At 57.9% G+C, this 25,322-nt stretch carries 20 protein-coding genes; 18 read left to right on the top strand and 2 right to left on the bottom strand.

The features are described from left to right. Positions 1 to 21: 21 nt before the first annotated feature. From tagH to M2422_RS01900, 17 genes are all read left to right on the top strand, one after another. Complete coding sequence (gene tagH, locus M2422_RS01820; protein ID WP_064672684.1) at positions 22 to 1,785, top strand: type VI secretion system-associated FHA domain protein TagH; 1,764 nt, start codon at positions 22 to 24, stop codon at positions 1,783 to 1,785. Further along, positions 1,782 to 2,579: a PP2C family serine/threonine-protein phosphatase gene (locus M2422_RS01825; protein ID WP_014884226.1), complete on the top strand. Its 798-nt coding sequence runs from the start codon at positions 1,782 to 1,784 to the stop codon at positions 2,577 to 2,579. Before tagH ends, M2422_RS01825 begins: the two co-directional genes overlap by 4 nt. Positions 2,580 to 2,595: 16 nt before the next feature. After that, positions 2,596 to 3,594 carry a hypothetical protein gene (locus M2422_RS01830; RefSeq protein ID WP_064672683.1) on the top strand — a complete coding sequence of 333 codons (999 nt, stop codon included), beginning with the start codon at positions 2,596 to 2,598 and terminating at the stop codon, positions 3,592 to 3,594. A gap of 9 nt (positions 3,595 to 3,603) precedes the next feature. Next, positions 3,604 to 4,416, top strand: coding sequence for a type VI secretion system accessory protein TagJ (locus M2422_RS01835; protein ID WP_064672682.1), 813 nt, complete (start codon positions 3,604 to 3,606; stop codon positions 4,414 to 4,416). Then, positions 4,409 to 4,972: a type VI secretion system baseplate subunit TssE gene (gene tssE, locus M2422_RS01840; RefSeq protein WP_064672681.1), complete on the top strand. Its 564-nt coding sequence runs from the start codon at positions 4,409 to 4,411 to the stop codon at positions 4,970 to 4,972. Before M2422_RS01835 ends, tssE begins: the two co-directional genes overlap by 8 nt. Before the next feature lie 2 nt (positions 4,973 to 4,974). Continuing rightward, positions 4,975 to 6,846: a type VI secretion system baseplate subunit TssF gene (tssF, locus tag M2422_RS01845; protein WP_064672680.1), complete on the top strand. Its 1,872-nt coding sequence runs from the start codon at positions 4,975 to 4,977 to the stop codon at positions 6,844 to 6,846. Continuing rightward, positions 6,843 to 7,886 carry a type VI secretion system baseplate subunit TssG gene (tssG, locus tag M2422_RS01850; protein ID WP_047061051.1) on the top strand — a complete coding sequence of 348 codons (1,044 nt, stop codon included), beginning with the start codon at positions 6,843 to 6,845 and terminating at the stop codon, positions 7,884 to 7,886. The genes tssF and tssG overlap by 4 nt, the downstream gene beginning before the upstream one ends. Before the next feature lie 38 nt (positions 7,887 to 7,924). Beyond that, the gene (tssH, locus tag M2422_RS01855) at positions 7,925 to 10,540 is read left to right on the top strand and encodes a type VI secretion system ATPase TssH (RefSeq protein WP_064672679.1); all 2,616 of its coding nucleotides are present in this window, start codon (positions 7,925 to 7,927) and stop codon (positions 10,538 to 10,540) included. Between the two features lie 24 nt (positions 10,541 to 10,564). Then, on the top strand, positions 10,565 to 11,983 hold the full coding sequence (locus M2422_RS01860) for a serine/threonine-protein kinase (RefSeq protein ID WP_064672678.1): 1,419 nt from the start codon (positions 10,565 to 10,567) through the stop codon (positions 11,981 to 11,983). A gap of 65 nt (positions 11,984 to 12,048) precedes the next feature. Next, the gene (locus tag M2422_RS01865; protein WP_064672677.1) at positions 12,049 to 14,589 is read left to right on the top strand and encodes a type VI secretion system Vgr family protein; all 2,541 of its coding nucleotides are present in this window, start codon (positions 12,049 to 12,051) and stop codon (positions 14,587 to 14,589) included. Beyond that, positions 14,558 to 15,082 carry a hypothetical protein gene (locus tag M2422_RS01870; RefSeq protein ID WP_231113491.1) on the top strand — a complete coding sequence of 175 codons (525 nt, stop codon included), beginning with the start codon at positions 14,558 to 14,560 and terminating at the stop codon, positions 15,080 to 15,082. Before M2422_RS01865 ends, M2422_RS01870 begins: the two co-directional genes overlap by 32 nt. A gap of 75 nt (positions 15,083 to 15,157) precedes the next feature. Continuing rightward, complete coding sequence (locus M2422_RS01875) at positions 15,158 to 15,712, top strand: hypothetical protein (protein WP_073000758.1); 555 nt, start codon at positions 15,158 to 15,160, stop codon at positions 15,710 to 15,712. 3 nt (positions 15,713 to 15,715) lie between these two features. Then, complete coding sequence (locus tag M2422_RS01880; RefSeq protein ID WP_064672674.1) at positions 15,716 to 16,792, top strand: hypothetical protein; 1,077 nt, start codon at positions 15,716 to 15,718, stop codon at positions 16,790 to 16,792. Positions 16,793 to 16,867: 75 nt separating this feature from the next. Continuing rightward, on the top strand, positions 16,868 to 17,308 hold the full coding sequence (locus M2422_RS01885) for a DcrB-related protein (RefSeq protein WP_064672673.1): 441 nt from the start codon (positions 16,868 to 16,870) through the stop codon (positions 17,306 to 17,308). 3 nt (positions 17,309 to 17,311) lie between these two features. After that, positions 17,312 to 21,736: an RHS repeat-associated core domain-containing protein gene (locus M2422_RS01890; RefSeq protein WP_155739941.1), complete on the top strand. Its 4,425-nt coding sequence runs from the start codon at positions 17,312 to 17,314 to the stop codon at positions 21,734 to 21,736. An 8-nt stretch (positions 21,737 to 21,744) separates the two neighbouring features. Continuing rightward, positions 21,745 to 22,308, top strand: coding sequence for a hypothetical protein (locus M2422_RS01895; RefSeq protein ID WP_064672672.1), 564 nt, complete (start codon positions 21,745 to 21,747; stop codon positions 22,306 to 22,308). A gap of 80 nt (positions 22,309 to 22,388) precedes the next feature. Next, positions 22,389 to 22,847: a hypothetical protein gene (locus M2422_RS01900; RefSeq protein WP_231113490.1), complete on the top strand. Its 459-nt coding sequence runs from the start codon at positions 22,389 to 22,391 to the stop codon at positions 22,845 to 22,847. 45 nt (positions 22,848 to 22,892) lie between these two features. Here the strand turns inward: M2422_RS01900 and ychF are convergent, their stop codons facing one another. Further along, complete coding sequence (ychF, locus tag M2422_RS01905) at positions 22,893 to 23,987, bottom strand: redox-regulated ATPase YchF (protein WP_064672671.1); 1,095 nt, start codon at positions 23,985 to 23,987, stop codon at positions 22,893 to 22,895. A gap of 126 nt (positions 23,988 to 24,113) precedes the next feature. Then, the gene (gene pth, locus M2422_RS01910; protein ID WP_023336005.1) at positions 24,114 to 24,698 is read right to left on the bottom strand and encodes an aminoacyl-tRNA hydrolase; all 585 of its coding nucleotides are present in this window, start codon (positions 24,696 to 24,698) and stop codon (positions 24,114 to 24,116) included. Between the two features lie 274 nt (positions 24,699 to 24,972). Here pth and ychH point away from each other — a divergent pair, with 274 nt between their 5' ends. Beyond that, entirely contained in the window at positions 24,973 to 25,248 is a 276-nt protein-coding gene (gene ychH / locus M2422_RS01915; RefSeq protein WP_023312132.1) for a stress-induced protein YchH, read from the top strand. Positions 25,249 to 25,322 lie beyond the last annotated feature (74 nt).

Consider the following 25,322-nt stretch of genomic DNA (forward strand, 5'->3'; position numbering starts at 1 on the left):
TCATACCAGCAGGAATACGCCATGCGATTCACGATTATTTCTACGAAACCCGGTCATCAGCCGCCGCAAAGCAGCTGTGATTTTTACGCCCCGGGCGGCACCATTGGGCGCGGTACGGATAACAATCTGGTGTTGCCGGATAATGACCGCACCATCTCTCGTCTGCAGGCCATTGTTCACGTTGACGCCCAGGGCGAATGCCGCGTGACCAACCGTGGCAGCGTCACCCGCGTGGTATTAAATGACATTCCGCTGGAGCGAGGGCGTCAGGTTGAGCTGCAGGATGGCGACATTCTCGGTATTGATGACTACCGTATCGAAGTGACCGAACTGATCCACGATACGCAACCCGTAAGCCGTATGGCGGCCAGTATGCATCAGCAGGCGCGTCCGGCAGCCGCACCCGCGCCCGCTGCGCAACCGAAGCCGGCGAGTGCCGCACCGCGCGGGAAGGCCGAGCCAACCGCCGTGCCAACGGAGATCTGGGATAGCCTGATGCAGGAGTTCTCCATCTCCGACAGCATCTCCAGCAACCGTACAAAACCGCAGCCTGCTCCATCGCACGATCCGTTCTCCCAGCCTGCGGCCCCGGAGCGTAACGCGGAAGATCCGCTGGCGATGTTTAACGACAGCGATCCAAAGCTCGAGCGTAAGAATGTCGACCCGGACACGCTGTTCAGCGACGAAGCGTTGTTCAAAAAAGAGAGTATTTTTGACGACGTCACCCCGTCAACGCTGGTGCCGCCGGGCGAGAATAGCCCCGTGAAGCCAGAAGACGAGGCGACGGACGAGCTCGATCCGCTGGCCCTGTTTGGCGGTAAGGCCAGCGCGCCAGCCGCGCGTAATGACGACCCGCTCGGGCTGATGGGCGGCGCGCCATTAACCCATCCGGATGACATTATTGCCGAAAAGCCTGCGCCAGTGCCGGAACCCGAGCAGGAAGAGGACGTGCTGGCCGATTCTCCGCTGTTCGCCCCTGAGCCGCAGGAAGAACCGCGTGCTGAAGAAGAGCCCGCGCGGCCGGATTACGCAGGCTTCACTATGCCAACGCCGCAGGCCGTGGCGCGCAGCAGCTCTCAGGCACCGAAGGGCCGTCTGCGCATTGACCCGGTCAATAACGCCGCCGCCCCAACCGCCACGGCGAACAGCGGTGAGAAGGGCGAAGTGCTGCAGGGCGAGCTGCTGGAGGCGCTGCTGGAAGGCATGGGCCTGAGCGAAATGCAGCCCGTCCCGCAGTTTGATCGTGAAAATATGCGTCAGCTCGGGCAGATCCTCGGCATGTTCTCTCAGGGGACCGTGGCGCTGCTCTCCTCGCGCTCCATCCTCAAGCGCGGCGTGAAGGCCGATATGACCATGGTGCTGGACGATGCCAACAACCCGTTCAAGCTGTTGCCGACCGGCAAAACCGTGCTGATCCAGATGTTCGGCACCCCGATGCCGGGCTTTATGCCGCCGACCAAATCCGTGCGCGACGCGCTGATCGACCTGCAGGCGCACCAGCTGGGCATGATCTCCGGTATCCGCGCCATCATTGCCGCGATGCTGCAGTCCTTTAACCCGGAACAGCTGGAAGAGCAGGCGAAGCAGAACGGGATGACCTCGCGTCTGGCGCTGCCGGGCAGCCGCAAAGCCGCCCTGTGGGACTATTTTGTGCGCAGCTATGGCGAAACGGCTGGCGAGATTGAGGATGATTTCCACACCCTGTTCGGCGAGGCCTTCCTTCATGCGTACGACATGGAGGTGAATCAGTACAAAGACTCACAGAGCGGATCGGAAGACAAATGAATATCGCAACGGCTTCTCTCTCCCGCCAGGGGACGCGCGCCAGCAACCAGGATCAGACGGGAGAAACCATAGGGGAACGTTCAGCCTGCTTTGTCGTCTGCGACGGCATCGCGGGCCTGCCGGGCGGTGAGGTGGCTGCAGAGCTGGCCCGCAACAGCATTATCTCCCGCTTCGATGGCGACAAACATCTTAATGCGCAGCATATCCGCGACTACGTGCAGACGGCTAACCGCACCATCCTCAGCGAACAGCAGGCCGTTCAGGACTATCGCCGGATGGGCACGACGCTGGTCAGCCTGTTCATTGACCGCGATTACGGCCTGGCCTACTGGGCGCACGCCGGAGACAGCCGCCTGTACCTGTTTCGCCGGGGATGGCTGTGGCATGTGACCACCGACCACAGCCTGGTGCAGCAGATGAAAGACGCCGGGCACCAGACCGACAACCTGAACAGCAACCTGCTCTATCTGGCGCTGGGAATTGAAAACGGCGGGCCGGAAGCGAGCTACAGCGACGTGGTGCAGGTTGAAGACGGCGATGCATTCTTACTCTGCACCGACGGGTTCTGGCACGGCGTTAGCGAAGAGCAAATGAAGCAGTCGCTGCATATGGTCAATACGCCGCAGGAGTGGCTGACCTTAATGAACCAAATCATTCAAAAGAATGGCGAACAGGAGGGGAATGCTCAGGATAACTATACTGCCCTGGCGGTATGGATGGGCAACCCTCAGGACACCACTTTGCTGCACACCCTCTCTGACGCAGCACAATTTCTTCCCTGCGGAACTGATTAGACACACAAGGAACGATATGAAACTTTGGCTATCGGGTTTGGCACTTCTGGCGGTCACCTCCACCGCGCAGGCTGAGAATTTCCGCATCGTGCAGTCGCCTGCGCAGAAGCTGGATATCTGGATCGACAACATTAAAGACAACACGCCGCAGAGCTGGTGTAAGCCTGAGGTGGCGCTGCGCATTGTGGCGAACGGCAAGAAGGACGTCTCCGTGCTGGAGAACTTTGTGCCGCGCCTTGGCTCCCTGCTGGAACACCAGTGCAGCAAAGTGAATAAGCTTAGCTGGACGCTAAACGATCCGGCGGGTACCACGCTGGCGCAGGGTACGGCAGGCAAAGCGCAGGACTGGGCGCTGGTGGTGAAACAGGACCAGGCCGCGCCTGCTGCGACCGTCACCGCAACCCCAACCAGCGGCGCGCTGCTGCCGCCGGACCAGAACGTGGCTTCCCGCACCGTCGCGGCTGACCGCACGCCGTGGCAGGAATTCACCCTGCAGGACGGCTGCCACCTGCGCACCTTCTGGGAAGGGGGCGCTTCCGCTCCGGCGCTCTTTATTCCGGATTCTGACACCACCCGCTGCGGTAACGGCAGCTGGCTGAGCGGACACACCGTGGTTTCGCAGTCCCGCAACGGCGGACACAAAGAGATGGCGGTGACGTATATCCACGGCTTCCCGGTGACGGGTCTGAATCAAAGCGCCGATCCTGAAAACGCGCTGATCACCTCCGTCAACAAAGAGCGCATGGTGTTCAGCACACCAGACAGCGACCAGAGCTGGATGATCCTGCCTTACGATAGCGCCCTGAACAGCTGGAAAAGCAACGGCACCGTAGCGGTGGAGATTTCCCGTGAAATCGCCAGCGACGATGCAAAACTGCAGGCGCGTATTGCGGCGGTGAAAAAAACCTGGAGCGCCTGGGTTGCACCCGGCACTCCGCTCAATATCGTCCTGATTGACACCCTGCGTCCTCAGCTGCGCGATCCGGCCGTCGGCGCATGGCGCGCGGCGAATTAAGGAATGGCTATGAATACGCTCTATCAACACCTGGCGGGCGAGTCGCTCAGCGACGCGCTGGCGCGCCTTGAAGCTGAAATCAAAGCCCGTCCGGCGGATGCCGACCTCCGCGCCGCGTTCGTGCAGTTTTTAACCCTCAGCGGCAACTGGACGCGCGCGCTGACCCAGCTGAAAAGCTGGCTGGCGCTGAAGCCTCAGGCGAAGCCCACCGTCACGCTGCTGGAGCAATCCATTCAGGGCGAGCTGCAGCGCGCGCAGGTGATGGCGGGACAGGCGCGTCCGGCCATGCCAGAAACCCAGTGGCCGTGGCTGACGACCCTGGCCGCGGCGCTTAGCGAGGAGGGCGAGCGCGCCCGGGCGCTGCGTCTGGACGCCCTCGATCGGGCTGAGGCCACCTCCGGCCAGATTATCCTCGAAAACGAGGAGACGCAGGCGTTTGACTGGCTGATGGACGGCGATGCCCGTCTCGGCCCGGTCTGCGAAACTATCGTGAACGGCCGTTATTTCTGGCTGCCCTTCAGCGCCATCGCGGAGATCCGTTTCCAGGCGCCCGCCAGCGTGACCGATCTGGTCTGGCGTCACGCGCTGGTGCGCCTGACCGACGGTACGGAGCAGGTGTGTCAGATCCCGGCGCGTTACCCGTTTGCTGCCGATGCCACTGATGCGGTCAGGCTGGGCCGCACCACCGATTGGCAGCCGCTCGACGAAGACGGCACCCTTTACGAAGGCAGGGGCCAGAAGGCCTGGCTGAGCGAGCAAAGCGAATACCCGCTGCTCTCCTTAAGCCTCGTGACGTTTGCGACGGATGGAGCCGATGAGTAATCCCGCTGGCGAAGGCGATCTGCTGCGCAGCGGCTGGCAAGCCCGCAGCAAGCAGGAGAAGGTGGGGGCGCGCGACAAAATGCAGCCTTCGCTGCTGGATCGTCTCACCGATAATGAGCCGGAAAAAAAACGCGAGTCGGCCAACAGCAATCTGATCACCCACGCCGCCCTGCGCCGCAACGTCCTGCGCGATCTGCAGTGGCTGTTTAACACCATCAACCACGATGCCTCCGGCGATTTGAGCGCCTTGCCGCACGTGAAGCGATCGGTGGTCAATTTCGGCGTCGCGCCGCTGGCCGGGAAAAGAATGTCGGATATCGAATGGCAAGATATTCAGCGCAAGCTCACCGAGGCCATCATCAATTTTGAGCCGCGCATTTTGCCGCAGGGGCTGCAGGTCCGCTGCGTGTCGGATACCTCCTCGCTGGATCTGCACAACGTGCTCTCCATCGAGATCAAAGGGCGTCTGTGGTGTGTTCCATACCCGCTGGAGTTTCTGTTTCGTACCGATGTCGATCTGGAAAACGGCCATTTTGAACTGAAAGATGCGGGGTAATCATGGAAAGTAAACTGCTCGAATATTACAACCGCGAGCTGGCCTACCTGCGCGAAATGGGGGCCGAGTTTGCCGAACGCTATCCTAAGGTCGCCGGACGGCTGGGCATGCGCGGCATCGAAGTGGCGGACCCGTATACCGAACGTCTGATGGAGGGCTTCGCCTTCCTGACATCCCGCGTGCAGATGAAAATGGACGCGGAGTTTCCGCGCTTCTCCCAGCGTCTGCTGGAGATGATTGCCCCTAACTATCTCGCGCCCACGCCGTCGATGGCGATTGCGGAGATTGAGCCCGACAGCAGCCGGGGCGACCTGAGCAAGGGCTTCATTGTGCCGCGCGGTACCATGATGGACAGCCTGGCGCTGAAAAAAACCGGCGTGACCTGCAGCTATACCACGGCGCACGAGGTCAACCTGCTGCCGCTGAAAATCGACAAGGTCGAGCTGGGCGGCGTGCCCGCCGATCTGCCGCTCGCGCAGCTGGGGCTGAGCCAGCGGGGGATCGGCAGCGCCTTACGGATCCGCATCGCCTGCGACGGCCCGCAAAACCTCGGGCACCTGGATTTCGACCGTCTGGAATTTTTCCTCGGCGGTCCGGATATTGAAGCGCTGAAGCTGCTGGAGCTGGTGATGGAGCATCACGCCGGGATCGTCTGCCAGACGGTCAGCCCGCAGCCGCAGCGACAGCTGCTGGCCTCGGACGCGCTGCGCCAGGAGGGCTTTGAGCCTGACCAGGCCCTGCTTCCGGACGATCTGCGCAACTTTGACGGCTATCGCCTGCTGCAGGAGTATTTCGCGTTTCCGGCCCGTTTCCGCTTCATTAGCCTGAGCGGTCTGGGCAAGCTTATCGAGCGCTGTGAAGGCGAAAAAGCCTTCGACATCTTCATTCTGCTGGATAAGTCGGATGAACAGCTGGAGCGCGTGGTTGATGCCAGCCATCTGGCGCTGCACTGTACCCCGGTCATCAACCTGTTCCCAAAGGTCGCGGCGCGTCAGAAGCTGAATGAAGGCCAGCATGAATACCATCTGGTGGTGGATAACATTCGTCCGCTGGATTATGAAATTTACGCGGTCAAAAAAATCTATGGCAGCGCGGACGGCCAGCGCGATGACCAGACGTTTCGTCCATTCTGGAGCACCTGGAGCGGCGATGCGGGCAACTACGGGGCCTATTTTTCCCTGCGCCGCGAACAGCGCGTGCTGTCCGAGCACGCCCTGCGCTACGGTGCGCGCACCGGCTATATCGGCTCGGAGGTGTTTGTTTCGCTGGTGGATGAACAGCACGCGCCGTGGCAGGACAACCTGCGCTATATCTCTGCCGAGGTGCTCTGCACCAGCCGCGATCTGCCGCTGATGCTGCAGCAGGAGCTCGGGCAGTTCATTATGGCCGACTCCATGCCGGTGAAATCCCTCACCCTGCGCAAAGGCCCAACGCCGCCGCGCCCGGCGCTGGCGGAAGGGTTCAGCACCTGGCGGCTCATCAGCCAGCTGCAGATGAACTACCTCAGCCTGATGGACAGCGAAAACGAAGACGGCGCGGCCGCGCTGCGCCAGCTGTTAGGGCTGTACGCCAACCTGGCAGAAACGCCCGTTGCGCGTCAGGTGGAAGGGGTACGCCACTGCGTGCTGGAGCCGGTTCACCGCCGCGTGCCTGAACCCGGCCCGGTCGTTTTCGCCCGCGGGATCGGCATCACCCTGACGGTCGATGAGCGTGCCTTTTCCGGCGCCAGTCCGTGGCTTTTTGGCAGCGTGATGGAACGTCTCTTTGCCCGCCTGGTGTCCATCAACAGCTTTACGGAGTTCACCCTGAAAAGTCAGCAGCGCGGCGATATTGGCTACTGGGCGCCGCGCATGGGTAAAAGGGCGCTGATATGAGTGACGCTGCCACTGCACCGCTGCGCGTGCATCGCCTGACCCGGCTGCCGGACGCGTTCTGGCAAGGGGTTCGCGAGACGCCCTGGCGCTACGACCTGTTTCAGCTGTTAAGGCGCATTGATGCCCAGGGCGGCGAACGCTACCCGCTGGGACGCGCGCCGCTGCCGAAATTTGAGCCGCTGCGCATCGGCCAGCAGCCGTCGATGAGTTTTGCGCCGTCGACGCTGGCTCAGGTCCGCCAGCGGGAGGAAAGCGGGCTGCACGAGGTGTCTATCCTCAGTTTCGGCCTGTTTGGCCCGAACGGCCCGCTGCCGGTCCATATGACCGAATACGCCCGCGAGCGAATTTATCATCATCAGGACACCAGCCTCAGCGCGTTTGCCGACCTGTTCCATCATCGCCTGGCGCTGCTGTTTTACCGCGCCTGGGCGGATGCGCAGCCCACCGTCTCCCTCGATCGCGCTGATAACAAGCGCTTTGAGGGCTACCTGGCGTCGCTGATTGGCATGGGCCAGCCGGGGCAGATGAACAAAGGCAGCCTGAGCTCGCATGCCCGCTTTACCCACGCCGGGCACCTGACCCGTCACGGGCGGGATCCGGAGGGGCTGGAGAAGATCCTGCGCAGCTATTTTAACGCGCCGGTTAAGCTGGTGAGCAACGTGCCGCAGTGGATGCCGCTCTCCACGCGCGAGCAGGCGCAGCTGGGAGCAGGACGCCGCATGCCGCGCATGGGGGAATCCGCCTTTCTCGGCGTTGCCGTCCGCGACGTGCAGCACAAGTTTCGCATCGAAATTGGCCCGCTGAGCGCGGAGGAGTACAACCGTTTTCTGCCGGGTGAAGCGTGGGTCACCGAGCTGCGCGACTGGGTGCGTCAGTACGCCGGGGTGGAGTTTGAATGGGAAACGCGGGTGATCCTGCGTGAAGACGCGGTGCAGGGCACCACGCTCGGCAGCAATGGGCGATTAGGCTATAACACCTGGCTGGGCCTTCAGCCGCAGCCTGTCCCGCGTGGCGATCTGGTGTATCGCGCAGAGCGGTAATCCTTCCGTATACCGAATCATTGTTAATGGAAACTAACATGTCAGAAATTAGCCGTGCCGTGCTTTTCGGCAAACTGGATACGCTGTTATTTACCTCTCTGGAAAGCGCCACTGCGTTCTGCAAGCTGCGCGGCAACCCGTACGTTGAGCTGGTGCACTGGCTGCATCAGCTGATGCAGCAGCAGGATGGCGATCTGCAGCAGGTCATCCGCCACTTTGCCCTCGATGAACAGCAGCTGACCCGCGATATCGTGGCCGCGCTGGATGTCCTTCCGCGTGGCGCCAGTTCCGTTTCCGATCTCTCCGAGCATATCGACAGCGCCGTGGAGCGCGCCTGGGTGTTCGGCTCGCTGAAGTTTGGCGTCAGCCGTATTCGCGGCGGTCATTTGCTGATCGGCATGCTGAAAACCTGGAATCTGGCCAACGTGCTGAAAAGCATCTCGTCGCAGTTCACCCGCCTGAACGTCGAGGTGCTGATTGAGCAGTTCGACGCGATTTGCGCCAACAGCAAAGAGACGCAGCAGGCCGCTGCCGCCGCAGACGCACCGGCGGGTACGGTACCGGCGGCGCAGGGGACGCTGGCCCAGTACGGCCAGGACCTGACCGCCCGCGCCCGCGAAGGGAAGATTGACCCGGTTGTCGGGCGCGACGAGGAGATCCGCCAGATGGTGGATATCCTGATGCGTCGCCGCCAGAACAACCCGCTGCTGACCGGAGAAGCCGGGGTCGGGAAAACGGCGGTGGTGGAAGGGCTGGCGCTGCGTATCGCCGACGGCGACGTTCCGGAGCCGCTGCAAAATATTCAGCTGTGGCTGCTGGATATCGGCATGCTGCAGGCTGGGGCAGGCATGAAAGGCGAGTTCGAGGCCCGGCTGCAGGCGCTCATTAATGAAGTCCAGTCCAGCGCCACGCCGATCATTCTGTTTATCGATGAGATCCACACCCTGATTGGCGCAGGCGGCCAGCAGGGAACCGGCGATGCGGCGAACCTGCTGAAGCCTGCCCTGGCGCGCGGACAGCTGCGCACCATCGGCGCTACTACCTGGGCGGAATACAAAAAATACATCGAGAAAGACCCGGCGCTGACCCGTCGTTTCCAGACGGTGCAGGTCCACGAGCCGGACGAAGCGAAAGCCATTCTGATGCTGCGCAGCACCGTGTCGCCGCTGGAGACGCACCACAAGGTGCTGCTGCTCGACGAAGCGGTCAGCGCGGCGGTGAAGCTGTCGCATCGTTACATCCCGGCGCGTCAGCTGCCGGATAAAGCCGTTGCGCTGCTCGACACCGCCTGCGCCCGCGTCGCGGTCAGCCAGAGCGCGCCCCCTGCGCAGCTGGAAGACTGCCTGCGCCACCTTGCCGCGCTGGACGTGGAAATTGAGATCGCTGAGCGCGAAGCGCGCGTGGGAGCCGGTGACGCCGAGCGCGTAACCGCTTTACTCGCCGAACGCGACGCGTATGAGACAAAACGCGAAGCCCTGGCCCAGCGCTGGGAAGAAGAGCGCAGCCTGGTGCAGGAGATTATCCGCCTGCGCGCCGCGCTGTTCGCGGCGGGCGAGGAAGATAGCGCCGAGCTGCGCGGCCAGCTGGCGGAACAGCAGCTGGCGCTGAACGCCCTGCAGGGCGATGAGCCGCTGCTGTTTGCGGCGGTGGATGAAAACGTGGTTGCCGCGGTGGTCTCTGACTGGACCGGGATCCCGCTGGGCCGGATGGTGAAAAACGAGATCGACGCGGTGCTGAACCTCGCCGACACGCTCAACCAGCGCGTTATCGGCCAGCGTCACGGTCTGGATCTTATTGCCCGCCGCGTGAAAACCTCGCGGGCGAAGCTGGACGATCCCAACAAACCGGTGGGCGTCTTTATGCTGTGCGGCCCGTCCGGCGTCGGTAAAACCGAAACCGCGCTGGCGCTCGCGGAATCCCTGTACGGCGGCGAGCAGAACGTTATCACCATCAACATGAGTGAGTTCCAGGAAGCGCACACCGTTTCCACCTTAAAAGGTGCGCCTCCGGGGTACGTAGGGTATGGTGAAGGCGGCGTGTTGACCGAGGCCGTGCGCCGCCGCCCGTACAGCGTGGTGCTGCTGGACGAAATTGAAAAAGCGCACCCGGACGTCCACGAGATCTTCTTCCAGGTCTTTGATAAAGGCTGGATGGAAGACGGCGAGGGGCGCCACATCGATTTCCGCAACACCATCATTATTCTGACCTCCAACGTCGGCACCGACCTGATTAGCGCCATGTGCGCCGATCCGGAGCTGATGCCGGAGCCTGATGCGTTAAGCGGCGCCCTGCGCCAGCCGCTGCTGGAGGTCTTCCCACCGGCGCTGCTGGGCCGCCTGCTGGTGGTGCCGTACTACCCGCTCAGCGACGAGATGCTGGGGCAGATTGTTCGCCTGCAGCTCAAGCGCATTCAGCGTCGTCTGGAAGAGAATCACAGCATTATTTCTGAATTTGACGACAGCGTAGTGGAACAGATTGTTCAGCGCTGTACCGAGGTGGAGTCCGGCGGTCGCATGGTGGATGCTATTCTGACCAACACCTTGCTGCCTCAGATGAGCCAGATCTTACTTACCGCCAGCCGCAGCGACGAGCAGTACCGACGTCTGCACGTCACCTGCGAGCAGGGCGAGTTTCACTGTCAGTTTGCCGCGTAATAATCATCAAGAGAACTGTAAAAGATGACGGATAATGATAACAATCGGACTGTCCCAAACGCGCTCCCAGTCGGGTACCGCTTCAACGAGTTTGAAATCAAAGAGGTGATCGGCGGCGGCGGTTTTGGCATCGTCTATCGCGCGTGGGATCACCAGCTCGAACGCACTATCGCTATCAAAGAATTTATGCCTTCCTCGCTCGCCGTGCGCGGCGACGACATGACCCTTGTGCTGCGCAGCGAGCGTTTTGGCAAAGCGTTTTCCGCAGGCCTGAACAGCTTTATTCAGGAGGCGCGTCTGCTGGCGCGCTTTAACCACCCGAACCTGCTGCACGTCCTGCGTTTCTGGGTGCAAAACGACACGGCCTACATGGGGACGCTGTTTTACAGCGGGACCACGCTTTCGCGCCTGCGCGAGGAAAAGCCGGAGCTGATCAACGAGGCCTGGATCCGCCGCACGCTGCCGATGCTGTTCGGTGCGATCAAGACCATCCACAACGAAGGCTATCTGCACCGCGACATCTCGCTGGATAACATTCAGATCCAGGATAACGGCCTGCCGGTGCTGCTTGATTTCGGCTCCGCGCGCCGCACCATCGGTAACCTTTCCGATGAAACGGAAACCATGCTGCGCCCGGGCTTTGCGCCGATCGAGCAGTACACCGACGATAACGAAAGCGAGCAGGGCCCGTGGACGGATATTTACGCCCTCGGCGCGGTGCTGCGTACCCTGATTGTGGGTTCTCCGCCGCCGGTCAGCGTGGTGCGCTCGATTCAGGATACCTGCAAACCGCTGGTGGAAATCATGCCGCAGGGCTATTCCATTCCGCTGCTGCAGGCCATCGACCGCGCGCTGGCGCTGCACATGGAGGACCGTCCGCAGTCCATCGACGAGTTCGCCGCGCTGATAGAGATGCCGGTCGCCGGGATCAACGACGTGCTGACGGCGAAAAAGCCCGGCACGATGCTGGTTCCGGTCGAAGACGAAAAACCGGCTTCGCTGCTCGACTGGCGCCGCTACAAGATCCCTGGCATGGTTGCCGCAGGCGTGCTGGTGGGTATTGTCGCCGGGGCGATGCTGTTCAGCGGCGGTAACGATGCTCCCGAGCAGGCTGCACAGGCACCGGCAGAGACGCGTTCGACTGAAACCGCCGCAAACGCGCCGGACATGAAGCCGGAAACGGCGAAGGTTAACGAGCAGGCGACGGCCCAGCAGACTCCGCCGCCTGTGGAGAGCCCGGTTGCGCTGGTCTATATCCGCATCCTCGACGGCGAAACGCTGAAAGTGAACGGCGAGCCAAAAGCGCTGCGTCCGGCGACCAACGGCTATGCCTCGCTCAAGCTGCCGGCCGGTGAGGTGAAGATTGAACTGCAGGGCAACGGAAGAACGCGTGGCCAGACGCTGGATATCACCAAGCCGGGCACCTGGCTGGTGAACCCTTAGAATTACGCTCAGTCACAGATGCGAACCTCTTTTCTGAATCGCATAAGCTAGATGGAATAAAGATTATGCTCAACCGAATTACCGTTCAGCTCCCGGTGGAGGGGCTTCTGTTCTGGAAACTGACGGGCCGCGAGGCGATGTCCGAGTCGTTCGCGCTGACGCTGACCGTGCTCGGCACGGACGCGCGCATCGATCGCAGCAAGCTGCTGGGCCAGGCGGTCACGGTGACCATCCCGACGCAGAACCTGCTGACGTCCCGCTATGTTAACGGCAAGATTACCCGCGTGGCGGTCAGCGCCGTCGAGCTGACGGGCACCCGCTATGCGGTGTACCAGCTGACGGTTGAGCCGGACCTGTGGCCGATGAAGCGCGACCGTAACCTGCGTATCTTCCAGGGGCAGACGGTGCCGCAGATTGTGAAAACCCTGCTTGGCGAGCATCAGGTCAACGTTGAGGATAAGCTCACCGGCAGCTACCGGGTGTGGGATTACTGCGTGCAGTATCAGGAGTCGAGCCTGGACTTCATCAGCCGCCTGATGGAGCTGGAGGGGATTGCCTATCACTTCAGCCACGAGGCGGACAAACACACCCTGGTGCTCACCGACGCCGCCACGCAGCATCAGCCGTTCAGCGGCTATGAGGTCATTCCTTACCACCAGACGCCGTCCGGCGGCAGTACGGACGAAGAGGGCATCAGCCAGTGGGCGCTGGAGGACAGCGTGACGCCGGGGATTTACAGCCTCGACGACTATGACTTCCGCAAGCCGAACGCGTGGCTGTTCCAGGCCCAGCAGAACCCGGCGTCGCCGAAGCCGGGCAGCATCGACGTGTACGACTGGCCGGGTCGCTTTGTGGACAAAGGCCACGGGGAGTTCTATGCCCGCATCCGTCAGGAACGCTGGCAGGTTGAACATCAGCAGATTCAGGCCACCGCCACGGCGGCGGGGATTGCGCCCGGGCACACCTTCACCTTAACCAACGCGCCGTTCTTCAGCGACAACGGCGAGTATCTGGTGACGGCGGCGGGTTACCACTTCGAAGAGAACCGCTACGCCAGCGGCGAGGGTGAAACCATTCACCGCACCGATTTTACGGTCATCCCGTCGGCGGTGGTCTACCGTCCGGCGCAGACCACGGCGTGGCCGCGCACCTACGGCCCGCAGACCGCGAAAGTCGTGGGGCCGAAGGGCGAGAGTATCTGGACGGACAAATACGGTCGCGTGAAGGTGAAGTTCCACTGGGACCGCCTGGCGAAGGGCGATGACACCAGCTCCTGCTGGGTGCGCGTGTCGAGCGCGTGGGCGGGCCAGGGCTACGGCGGGGTGCAAATTCCGCGCGTCGGCGACGAGGTGGTGGTGGACTTTATCAACGGCGACCCGGACCGTCCGATTATCACCGGTCGCGTGTACAACGACGCGAGCATGCCGCCGTGGGCGCTGCCGGCCGCGGCGACGCAGATGGGCTTTATGAGCCGCACGAAAGACGGTTCCGTCGACAACGCCAACGCCCTGCGCTTTGAGGACAAGGCGGGCGCAGAGCAGGTGTGGATCCAGGCCGAGCGCAACATGGACACCAGCGTTAAGAACGATGAAACGCACAGCGTCGGCGGGGCGCGCAGCCATTACGTGAAGAAAAATGAACTGCACCGCGTGGAAGCGAACCAAACCCAGGCCGTGAAGGGCGGAACCGAGATCCTGACGGGGAAAGGCAAGCTGGATGCGGCGGTGGAGCAGTATGTGATTGCTTCCGGGACGAAGCTGCGGCTGGTCTCCGGTGAAAGCGCGATTGAACTGAATGCTAACGGCAAGATTAACCTGATCGGCAAAGAGTTTAACTTCTTCGTGGAAGGGGATGGGTATATCACCACGGGCGGTAAGCTGCACCTGAATACGTCGGGAACCAAGCCGGGCACTACAGCACCGGGTTCTGGGCATAAAGGGGATATTGATGCGGCGGTGCAGGAGAAATTTGCGCCGGGAAAGGAGAGTAAGGCTGGTGTGGCTGCCAGCGCACCTGCCGAAACTTCTAAAAACGCTACGCCTCAAGCATCCAATGTTCCTTCAAGCGGATATGGAAAGGATGTTGATAGTCTTGTCGATAAATCACCTACTATGAAAAATGACATAGCTACGTTAAAGAAACGAGGCTGGACATTTGAAGAAGGTGAAGCAGGCAAGGGGACGTTTGCCAATCGTCAAAAGCGCGTTATTACCGTTGATAAAAATGAGCTCGGTAACCCGAATGCAGTCGTTCAGTCTCTGTCACATGAAAGTGGTCACGCTTTATATGAACCCAACATTGATTTTTCTTCGCGCGACGCCTATCTGAACAGCACACTCAGTGATGAAGGCGCTGCAACGTTGAACAATATCCGGGTCCAACGCGAAATCATAGCCAACAAGGGCGGGGATATCGGTATTGCGGGCAATCCGGTAAATCAGACACAATATAATCGTATCTATGATTCTCTCGAACGTGGGGCTATAAAGGAAAGTGAAGCGCGTACGCAGATAGGCCGTATCTTTGGCAAAGGCGAACAAACGTCCACCACGGGGCAATATTACGAAGATTATTATGGCGGTTGGTATGATAAAAATTATCCATAGTCTAAAAACGGGTGCGGTGCTTGCGGCTTTATTAACGACGGGAATGGCAGGAGGTAACATGCAGAAACAGGATCTTTGGCAGTTCATTGCAAAAATGAGCGCATCACTCAAAACGTTGTCCGTTAACAGTCTGGATAACGCTCCGTTGTCATTCAGGCTAACGAAACAGAATGAATATATCAATTTCTACAATGCCGACGATATCAAACTGGCGGATGGAACGAACATTACTGCAATTGATTTACGTTTAAGTAAAGAAAGTGACGGTATGGCACCGTTACTGAATTTTTCACCGTCCGGCCAGTGCATCACTCTCGACACTGTTAAAAAACATTATCCGCAACTGACGTTAACTGATTATCCACGAGGCCGTTCGGAGAACGAAGTGACCAGTTATACAGCGCCAAAGGATATGAATGGACAAAAGGTAAGCTTCAGTTTCACGGTAAAAAAACCTGACTGCTTGGGTGGGGTCGCAATTAGCGCTGACTAAAAATGCTTATTTCATTACTCACCGCTTTTTAAAGTGGTGAGTAGCATAATATTTATCCAGCAAATGACGATTAACGTGAAAAAACGCCTTTCTGTCTCTCTTTTTTTTACTCTCATGTCTACCTTTCTGAGCAGTTATGAAGTAGTGGCTCAGACTATGCCGCCCATTCTGGCTAAAGAGGATTTTTCTCTGCAGATAAAAGACCAGATTGTGGCACTGGGCGATAGATGGACTTCTGAGGTTGCGCGTAAAATTGCAGTTTCTGTGGAAGGTAGTTTTGTCGGTGAGGTTCCTTTTGACGGAACGAACTATAAATTCTACCAGCATCAGAAGACTGGTTTAAAAATATTCAGTTCCAATCTCTGGTGGGATAAAACCGAGCGAAGCGTTGACGATTATATTGTGGCGCAGATAACGCTAACTACTCCGGATGGCAAAACAGTTCGCGGGATCCATATTGGTTCAACAATAAATGAACTTGATAAAGCTTATGGTGGTGGCCATGTCGAAAATGACTCCGGGGAGCAGTGGGTTTCGTATGAATTGGGTAAGAAATTACTCTCTTTTGAGGTTAAGGACAGTAAGGTTGTAAAAATAACAATGAATTACGATAATGGTTCTTCAGAGTGACTTATGACCAAAAAATATCTTGCAGTCGTATTGTTCACCGCTTTATTGACAGGCGTCGTTGAAACGTCAACAGCGCTTGAATTATCGCAATACAATAAGCTTGATACGGTAAGTCGCATCGTTAACGATAGCGAAGTGAAAGACAATCTCAGGAAGACGCTGGGAAATCATTACCAGACCTTTATTGATAACTTTGATGTCTTCGGTGAACCGCATACCACCACAGGTGGAGGATTGTTTGTCGAAGGCTGGCTAAAGGATCTCTACCAGGAGAATGCGTCAGCGCTGGTCATCAATCCTGACGGCAAAATCTTTGCGGCCTGGGTGGTTCCGGAGTCGGACGTTATTCATTACCAGTCTTCTGATAATAGCCCGGTTATTCATGCCGATATTCAGCAATGGGCCGCCAGATTCAATGCGATGCATTTTGCAACGAACAGCCAATCAGGCCTCGCGTTTGACGGAGAATGGGCTGGCGAATACGAGAACGACTCAACGTTAACCCTGCGGTTAGCTGAATCAGGCAACCATATCACCGGGACTTATTGCTATATCACCCAGAGAGGAAATCGCATAGATTGCCCGGAAGATGATGAGCGTAATCTTAGCGGTACGATCGCAGGCAATCGTGCCAACGTTGAGTTCAACTCATTGTTTGGCGACGTAGGCGGACGGGCTGTTCTGGAAATAAAGGGGAGTGAAATGGAATGGCGCTTAGTTACTCCTCCTCATAAAGGAAATTATTATGCTCCGCTGCGTTATACGTTACGTAAAGCCGCTTCGGTTCATAGCGCTGAAACCAGAAATCTCGACACCGAAACGTTCTCTATTTCGCTGATAAATACGTGCGGTCATTTTGATAGCGAATGTGACCAGATGGCTTATCTCGGCGTGCGTAAAAGCGATAACAGTACGATCTCCTTAAGGGGAAAAACGTTGCACGACTTCGCAGGTAAAATAATCGGCTCAACGTACAAGAATGGCGAGACCGTTTACACCGTGACGTATGCACCCGCGAAATTGGTTGTCAGCAAAGGCAGCCATGTTTTAGTCGAACAGTCAGGTCAATGGCGTAAATAATAAAACAGCCAGCCAGAGGGCCAGCATGGATTGCCCTTTTTGTTTCTCACAATATTAATCATCCCGAGTTCACTTATGAAATACACCCTCCAGGAAGGTTCGTTTTCCCTTTTTCCTGCTGCCTGGCAGGATAACAGCATGAATATTATTCGCGATGACGAAAGCGGGCTGTCCGTGGTGGTCAGCCGCGGCGTTATCCCCGATGGGGGCGACTATGAACAAGAGTTCCACCGCCAGTGGGATGTGCTGCGTCCTCAGATGGGCGAAATTGCCCAGAGCGAATTCCGGAACGTAAAAGCCGGGCCTGACGGAAAAATTAACGGACTGGAAGTTGAGACCACCTTTGACCGTAACGGGCAGCGCCTGTGGCAAAAACAGCTGGCCGTGCAGACGCCGGGTAAACCGGTATTGATGATTTTTACCCTCTCGGCACTCAGGGCATTCACCGAAGAGGACGAGGTGCGCTGGAGCGCGCTTAAGCAGAGTCTGACGCTAAACGACAACCGGAATGTGTAAGGCATGAGCGATAACAACGCGGCCCGTAAGGGCGACGAGATTATTCACTCCAGCATTTTTGCTGACATAACCAGCATTGTGGCGGAAGGTGCCGCCTATGCGGTGATCGGCGCGGCGGTAGGCGCAGCAGCAACCGTAGCGGCGCCATTGCTGGGGGCGGGGGCAGCCGCAGCGGGCGTGGCAGCAATTGGATCCAGCTGTCTGTTAAGTGGGATTATCGGTGGCGTGCTGGCGAACGTCGCGGGGATCACCGACGATATCAGCAACGCCGCTGAGGGGTTAGGTAATGCGCTTTTCCCGCCGTCGCCCGCGGGTAAAATCACTACCGGTTCCAGTAACGTTCTCACCAACGCAATCCCCGCCGCGCGCGCGGCAGGCACGCTGACGCCCGCCGATACGCCGTCTCCTGAGCCGCAGTCGCCGGGCAGCTTTGCCGATTACGCGGGCATGCTGCTTTCCGCAGCCGGACAGTTTGGCAGCGAAATGTGGCAGCCGAGCGTGGCCTCTGCCGCCGCGGGAACCTCGCCGCTGGAAGAAGACAAGGTGGCGTGCGAAAAGCACTCCGGGCCGCAGTATCTGGCGGAAGGCTCTAAAAGCGTCTTCATCAACGGGCAGCCCGCGGTGCGCGCCAAAGATCGCACCACCTGCGAAGGCACCGTTTCCGACGACGTCTCCCCGAACGTGATCATCGGCGGCGACACGCTCACGGTTCGCGATATCAAAAGCGGTAAAACGCCGGGTCTGGCGCTGGGGATGATTGCGCTCTCACTGCTGCGCGGGCGTCCGGGTAAGATCCTGAAAAACATGCCCTGCGCGCTGGCGGCGGCCGGCGGCGGGATGCTGGCCGATATGGCAGTGAATGCGGTGTTTGGCTCCTCGCACCCGGTTCACGCCGCCACCGGCGTGAAGGTGCTGAATGACGACGACGAGCTCGACTTCTCGCTGCCGGGGCGCTTTCCGCTTCGCTGGCAGCGCAGCTACAACAGCCTGACCACCCGGGAAGGGCTGTTCGGTCTGGGCTGGGCAACCACCTTTGACAGCTATCTCACGCTGGAAGACAACAACGCCACCTGGTTCGACGAAACCGGGCGCGAGCTGAGCTTCGAGCTGCCGCCGGTCGACCGCGCGTTTTACAGCATCAGCGAAGGCATTATCATCCGCCGCAATGAGAACGGCGACGTGGCGATTGCCGACGATGACGGCGCGGTGTGGCGTCTGTATAAACCGACCCGGGCGAATCCATCTATCCTGCGTCTGGCCTCCCTCAGCGACGAATACGGCAACGCGCTGCTGACGGAGTGGGACGAGCACGGCAGGCTGGTCGGCCTTCACGACGAGCCGCGGGCGATAGACGTCACCCTGCGCTACGAAGATGAACGTTTCCCGCAGCGCGTTACCGCAGCCAGCCATTTCGACGGCAGCCAGACATGGCCGCTGATGCAGTGGGGCTACGACGCGCGCGGCCAGCTGGCGAGCGCGACGGATGCCTCCGGCGTGGTGACGCGTGAATACCGCTATAACGAGCACGGGCTGATGGTCTGGCACCGGATGCCGGGCGGTCTGGAGAGCGAATACCGCTGGAAAAAATTCGATCACTGGCGCGTGGTGGAAAACCGCACCAGCACCGGCGACGGGTGCCGCTTTAGCTACGATTTAGCCGCCGGGCTGACGACCGTCGAGCACTACGACGGCCAGACGCGCCGCCACTACTGGAACGCGCAGAATCTGATTGTCCGCTACGTTGACGAGCGCGGTGAAAACTGGCGCTACGAGTGGAACGAGAACGAGCTTCTGACGCGACGCATCGATCCGCTCGGCAATGCCGTTACCTTCGTCTACGACGAAATGGGCAACCGGGTTCAGGAGATCGACGCCGACGGTAATACCCGCACCACCGCCTGGCTGGAGCACCGCGCGCTTCCTGCGGCCATTATCGAAGCCGACGGCAGCGCCACCCGGTTCTGGTACGACGAACATCACGGGCTTAAGCGCGTGGTGGACCCGATGGGGCAGACCACGCAGCTACGCCGGGACGAGTTCGGCCAGGTCGTTGAAGAGGTCGATGCCGCCGGAAACAGCCGCTACCAGGAGTACAACGAGGCCGGGCAGATCGTTCGTTCGACGGACTGTTCCGGGCGTATTACCCTCTACCGCTACCATCCGCTGGGCTGGCTGCTGGCCGAGACTGGCGCCGACGGGGAAGAGACGCGATATCGCTACGACGCCGCAGGGCGTCCGGTGCAGCTCGATCGCCCGGAAGGCTGGACGGAATCGCTCAAATGGAACGAACGCGGCCTGCCGGTGAAGCATGCGGGCGCCGACGGTAAGGAAAGTGAGTTCAGATACGATGAGGCAGGGCGATTAACCGCGACGCGTAATACCCAGGGTGAAGAGGTCCGTCGCCGCTGGGACAGCCGCGGGCGTCTGATTGCCCTGGAAAACGAAAACGGCGAAGCGTATCAGTTCCGCTGGGGCGCGGACTCGCTGCTGCTGGAAGAGGTGGGGCTCGATGGCGTAGCCTCGCAGTATCGCTATGACGCCTGCGGACGCACGATAGCACGCACGTTTGCCACCGGTCATCCTGAGGCCATCACCCATGCCTTCGCCTGGAGCGCGAGCGGCCAGCTGGTCGCCCGCACCACGCCGGAGGGGCAGACACGCTATCACTACACGTCGTCCGGGCTGTTAAGCCGGATTGGGCTGCATCCTGCGCTTGCAGCCGACGCTTGGACCACCGCGGCAGAGCAGGAGCTGGCCTTTGAGTATGACGCGCTCGGTCGCGTGACGCGCGAGGCGGGCGAGCACGGCGAGCTGGCGTGGGAGTATGACGCGCTGGGCAACCGCACCTCCGTCACGCTGCCCGATGGTCGCGAGCTGAAGCAGTTTTACTACGGCAGCGGGCATCTGTTGAGCATTGCTCTCGATAAGCTGTCGGTCTCCGACTTTACCCGCGACGAACTCCACCGGGAGACCAGCCGCACTCAGGGGCTGCTGACCACCCGCAGCGAATACGATCGTCTTGGGCGACTGCATCGCCGGGACGTCTTTACCGGCAATGCGCAGCGCCCGTCGCCGCGCCGCTGGTCCCGACGCTGGGATTACGACTACCGAAATAACCTGGTGCGTGAAGAGCGGGACGATAACCCGTTCAGCTGGTACCGCTGGCAGTACGACAGCGCCGGGCGCCTGCTCGTTCAGGACGGCACGCTGCCCGGACAGGAGCAGTGGCGCTGGGATGCAGCCGGTAACCCGCTTGAAGGGGCTGCCGAGAAGGTCACGCACAACCGCCTGACGCAGCTGAGCGGCATTCGCTGGCGTTATGACATCCACGGCCGCACCGTGGAGAAGGATAACGGCCAGACCCGCTGGCACTACCGCTACGACGGTGAACACCGCCTGACGGAAGTCATCAGCCAGCCGCGGGACCGCAATAAACCGCAGACGCAGGTCAGCTTCCGCTACGATCCGCTCGGGCGACGCATCAGCAAAACGCGACGCCAGATGCTGGGCGGACAGCCAACCGGCAAGCCGGTCACAACCCGGTTTGTCTGGGAAGGGTTCCGCCTGCTGCAGGAGGTGCACGGGGATGTGCCGCTCACCTACGTCTACAGCGATCAGGACAGCTACGATCCGCTGGCGCGTATTGACGGCGTGGATGCACCGGAGATTTTCTGGTTCCACTGCCAGCCCAACGGCACGCCGGAGCGGATGACGGATATCGAAGGGCAGGTGCGTTGGGAAGGGGTGAACAGCGCCTGGGGCAAGCTGCTGCGGGAAAGCGAGACGCAGGTATCAGGATATTCTCAGAACCTGCGCATGCAGGGGCAATACCTGGACCGTGAGACAGGGCTGCACTACAATCTGTTCCGGTATTATGACCCGGACTGCGGGCGGTTTACGCAGCAGGACCCGATAGGACTGGCGGGGGGGATTAACCTTTACCAGTATGCGCCGAACGCGCTGGGTTGGGTGGATCCGTGGGGGTTGACTCCTGAAGATCTGATTCGCTACCGCCCACACGATTCTCTTTCTGCTCAAAACGGAGCTAGAAGCTCTGCTATCTCTAGGGCATGGGTGCAAGAAAAAGCCTTATTGCAGGATGGCGGGGCTGGCACCAGGAATTGGACTGCGCAAGAGAGAGATTTAATATTGAAGACTCCGAACAAAAGTCTTACCTCCGTGATGTCACGGGCAGGCTATACTGGGCATCATATCAACTCGGTAGAAGGTAATGGTACACTTGGTTCTAAATGGCAAGGTGATCCGAGGAATATTGTTTTCTTGAAAAATCATAACCATCCCGACAAGTTCAATGAGCATGTCCATGGTGATCAAGGACATAGAGGGAATACTAAAAACTCGACGCGCGGGCGCTTAATCGATAGAGAAAGAACACTAAAATCCAGACAACGATGTAAGCAATTATAGGGGGAAAGATGAACATACAAAATGCAGTCCAAGACTTTGTTAGCAAATTCAAAATGAATGATTTAAATATGGGAGAGATAGACTATACAGACGATGAAAATGAAACTTCTTTTCCAGTGAATTTAAATGGCGAAATTCGTTTTTTTTATAGCCATTTGATTTTAAATGACCACCCAACATTTGATGGTACTTTCTTTATACAGATTGTTGAGTCCCAAGAGCTTAATGAAATGTTATCAGGCTGGCGAGTTCAAAATGACACGACCTGGCGCGATGAATATATAATCTTTGCTGAAAGAAATGGAGATGTTCTTTTTTGTGATACCCAAAATATTACATCTCCTGTTTATGGTAGTATTCAAAAAAGAAATTTCATTATCTCCAATTCGTTAGCCGACTTTTTGGATGCTTTTTGTTCTGCCATTGAGATAGAACAAAGTAAATATGATGGTGATGCTACAGATGATGATTTTAATTTCAGAGAGGACTTTCTGGAAGATATCGATTTAATGCTAAAAAGCAAGCTTAAGGATGTTGAGGCAGAAGCTTTTAAATATTTCTTTTTTGGTTAGTTTCTTTTAGAGACCTCCCTGCTTCTGAAGGCATTTATCGCTTATATCCCTTTTATATAGGCAAGGAGATCTCTTTTCGAATGATAATGAATAAATATATGAAAAACGTATGCTATAAATTCGATGAAAAAAGAGTTACATCTCTTGTAGAAAAAGGAAACGAGTTTCACGACAACCAAAAATACGCCGAAGCTTTAGAACAATACCAAAAAGCCTGGCAAGCTCTTGCTGAGCCAAAGTTTGAATCGGAATTTGCTAACTGGATCGCTGCGTGCATGTACAGCGCTTACTTTGATCTTGAGGATTACGATGAGGCGAAGAAATGGGGAGAGACGACGTTGCGCACACGTGGATCGAATATAGACACTGCACCATCAATCGACCTCGGCATGGTCTGTTACGAGTTGAATCAATTCGATGAAGCGTATAAATATTTCAACGATGCTTATAACTACGGCAAAGAGCGTGCGTTTCAGGATAGACCTAAAAAATACCTTGAGTTCTATCTGCGAAAGAGGGCGGAAATCGGTAATTTATGAAAAAAAATCCACGCCAAGGCGTGGATTTTTTTCATTCAAAACAACTCAAACGTTAAACAAGAAGTTCATCACATCGCCATCTTTAACGATGTAGTCTTTCCCTTCCGCACGCATCTTGCCTGCTTCTTTCGCGCCTTGCTCACCCTTGTAGGTGATGAAGTCTTCAAACGCGATAGTCTGCGCACGAATAAAGCCTTTCTCGAAGTCGGTGTGGATCTTACCGGCCGCCTGAGGAGCTGTCGCACCCACAGGGATCGTCCACGCACGCACTTCTTTCACGCCAGCGGTGAAGTAGGTCTGAAGGTTCAGCAGCTCATAGCCCGCGCGGATCACGCGGTTCAGGCCCGGCTCTTCCAGACCCAGCTCGGCCATGAACTCTTCACGGTCAGCGTCGTCCAGCTCAGCGATGTCGGATTCAACTGCAGCGCAAACCGCCACAACCACAGAACCTTCAGCCGCCGCGATTTCACGCACTTTGTCGAGGTACGGGTTGTTCTCAAAACCGTCTTCGTTAACGTTGGCGATGTACATGGTTGGCTTCAGGGTCAGGAAGCTCAGGTATTTGATCGCCGCCTTGTCTTCTTCAGTCAGGTTTTTCAGCGCGCGCAGCATGCCCGCATTTTCAAGCTGTGGCAGACATTTTTCCAGCGCAGCCAGTTCCGCTTTCGCGTCCTTGTCGCCGCCTTTGGCTTTCTTCTGCACGCGGTGAATAGCGCGTTCGCAGGTGTCGAGGTCAGAGAGCGCCAGCTCGGTGTTGATGACGTCGATGTCGTCAGCCGGATCCACTTTGTTGTTAACGTGGATGATGTTGTCGTTCTCGAAGCAGCGCACAACGTGGCCGATCGCTTCGGTTTCACGAATGTTGGTCAGGAACTGGTTACCCAGGCCTTCACCTTTGGACGCGCCTTTTACCAGGCCCGCGATGTCCACGAATTCCATGGTGGTTGGCAGAATGCGCTGCGGCTTAACGATTTCCGCGAGCTGGTCCAGACGCGTGTCCGGCATTGGCACAACGCCGGTGTTAGGTTCGATGGTACAGAACGGGAAGTTCGCCGCTTCGATACCCGCTTTGGTAAGCGCGTTAAACAGGGTGGATTTGCCCACGTTTGGCAGACCGACGATACCGCATTTGAATCCCATTTCTAAATCACCTTAATATCTTGATAATCAATCCGTTAACGATAACCGATTGATGAAAAGTAAATAACTACGCCTATTATACACGTAACCCGCATGACGCGCGGTAAAAAAGCCGGATCGGGCGGATTATTGCGCTTTGAAAGCGTGTAAGCGGTTTGTCGCTTTGGTTAACCCGTCTTTCAGCCAGATTTCAGTGCAGCGCGCCGCTTCGTCTACCGCCTCGTCAATCAGTTTCTGCTCAGAAACCGGGGGCTTACCGAGTACGAAACCGACAACTTTGTTTTTATCGCCCGGATGGCCGATTCCAACGCGCAAACGGTGGAAATTCGGGTTATTGCCCAGCTTGCTGATGATGTCTTTGAGGCCGTTGTGGCCGCCGTGCCCGCCGCCCAGCTTGAATTTTGCCACGCCGGGCGGGAGATCCAGCTCATCGTGTGCGACCAGAATTTCATCCGGATTGATGCGATAAAACGTTGCCATTGCCGCCACCGCTTTACCACTCAGGTTCATAAAGGTGGTGGGCACCAGTAAACGAACATCCGCGCCAGCAAGGTTGATACGTGAGGTATACCCGAAGAATTTAGGTTCTTCACGCAGGGGAGCACGTAACCGCTCGGCCAGCAGATCGACGTACCATGCCCCAGCGTTGTGGCGGGTGGCTGCATACTCTGCGCCGGGGTTGGCGAGGCCGACAATCAGTTTAATCGTCACGATTCAATTCCTAATGGGTTCCAGATCTGGCGCGTAGTTTACTGTCTGTCGCGCCGCTTGACAAAATTCTGCGATCTTCCCAGCGAAATACGAATAATTTCTGATTTGAACCATTAGAATTTCAAGCTGTTCAAAGCCTTATTTGTAAACTTTTGTTTGGGACTTATCTGTAATTGTGATCATTCACGCAACTCATAAAAGGGGCGTTGTCTATACTTTACACACAAGGATTAGGGGCTTTTCCCCTGACAACCCAAAGTTCCGGAGGTGACACATGAAACGCAAAAACGCTTCGTTACTCGGTAACGTACTGATGGGATTGGGGCTGTTCGTGATGGTAGCCGGCGTGGGTTATTCCATTTTAAACCAGTTACCTCAGATTGACCTCCCGCAATACTTCGCGCACGGCGCGATATTGAGCATCTTCGTTGGTGCGGTATTGTGGCTTGCAGGGGCGCGCGTGAGCGGCCATGAGGAAGTCTGCGATAAATACTGGTGGGTGCGCCACTACGACAAACGCTGTCGTCGCGATCAGCATAAGCACAGCTAGTGCTACGATAAAGAACGCCGAAACGGCTCCCGAGGGAGTCGTTTTTTTTTGCATCAAGGGTTGACCCTCACGTA

The organism is Enterobacter sp. SLBN-59, from assembly GCF_024807915.1.
In the GTDB taxonomy this organism is placed as follows: Bacteria; Pseudomonadota; Gammaproteobacteria; order Enterobacterales; family Enterobacteriaceae; genus Enterobacter; species Enterobacter asburiae_B.

Coding starts and splice junctions, on each gene's coding strand:
- tssE (WP_064672681.1), top strand. CDS start 4,409: ATGAGTAATCCCGCTGGCGAAGGCGATCTGCTGCGCAGCGGCTGGCAA.
- M2422_RS01860 (WP_064672678.1), top strand. CDS start 10,565: ATGACGGATAATGATAACAATCGGACTGTCCCAAACGCGCTCCCAGTC.
- ychH (WP_023312132.1), top strand. CDS start 24,973: ATGAAACGCAAAAACGCTTCGTTACTCGGTAACGTACTGATGGGATTG.
- tssH (WP_064672679.1), top strand. CDS start 7,925: ATGTCAGAAATTAGCCGTGCCGTGCTTTTCGGCAAACTGGATACGCTG.
- tssF (WP_064672680.1), top strand. CDS start 4,975: ATGGAAAGTAAACTGCTCGAATATTACAACCGCGAGCTGGCCTACCTG.
- M2422_RS01885 (WP_064672673.1), top strand. CDS start 16,868: ATGAAATACACCCTCCAGGAAGGTTCGTTTTCCCTTTTTCCTGCTGCC.
- ychF (WP_064672671.1), bottom strand. CDS start 23,987: ATGGGATTCAAATGCGGTATCGTCGGTCTGCCAAACGTGGGCAAATCC.
- M2422_RS01895 (WP_064672672.1), top strand. CDS start 21,745: ATGAACATACAAAATGCAGTCCAAGACTTTGTTAGCAAATTCAAAATG.
- M2422_RS01870 (WP_231113491.1), top strand. CDS start 14,558: ATGGCGGTTGGTATGATAAAAATTATCCATAGTCTAAAAACGGGTGCG.
- M2422_RS01830 (WP_064672683.1), top strand. CDS start 2,596: ATGAAACTTTGGCTATCGGGTTTGGCACTTCTGGCGGTCACCTCCACC.
- M2422_RS01900 (WP_231113490.1), top strand. CDS start 22,389: ATGATAATGAATAAATATATGAAAAACGTATGCTATAAATTCGATGAA.
- M2422_RS01825 (WP_014884226.1), top strand. CDS start 1,782: ATGAATATCGCAACGGCTTCTCTCTCCCGCCAGGGGACGCGCGCCAGC.
- M2422_RS01890 (WP_155739941.1), top strand. CDS start 17,312: ATGAGCGATAACAACGCGGCCCGTAAGGGCGACGAGATTATTCACTCC.
- M2422_RS01865 (WP_064672677.1), top strand. CDS start 12,049: ATGCTCAACCGAATTACCGTTCAGCTCCCGGTGGAGGGGCTTCTGTTC.
- tagH (WP_064672684.1), top strand. CDS start 22: ATGCGATTCACGATTATTTCTACGAAACCCGGTCATCAGCCGCCGCAA.
- M2422_RS01880 (WP_064672674.1), top strand. CDS start 15,716: ATGACCAAAAAATATCTTGCAGTCGTATTGTTCACCGCTTTATTGACA.
- tssG (WP_047061051.1), top strand. CDS start 6,843: ATGAGTGACGCTGCCACTGCACCGCTGCGCGTGCATCGCCTGACCCGG.
- M2422_RS01835 (WP_064672682.1), top strand. CDS start 3,604: ATGAATACGCTCTATCAACACCTGGCGGGCGAGTCGCTCAGCGACGCG.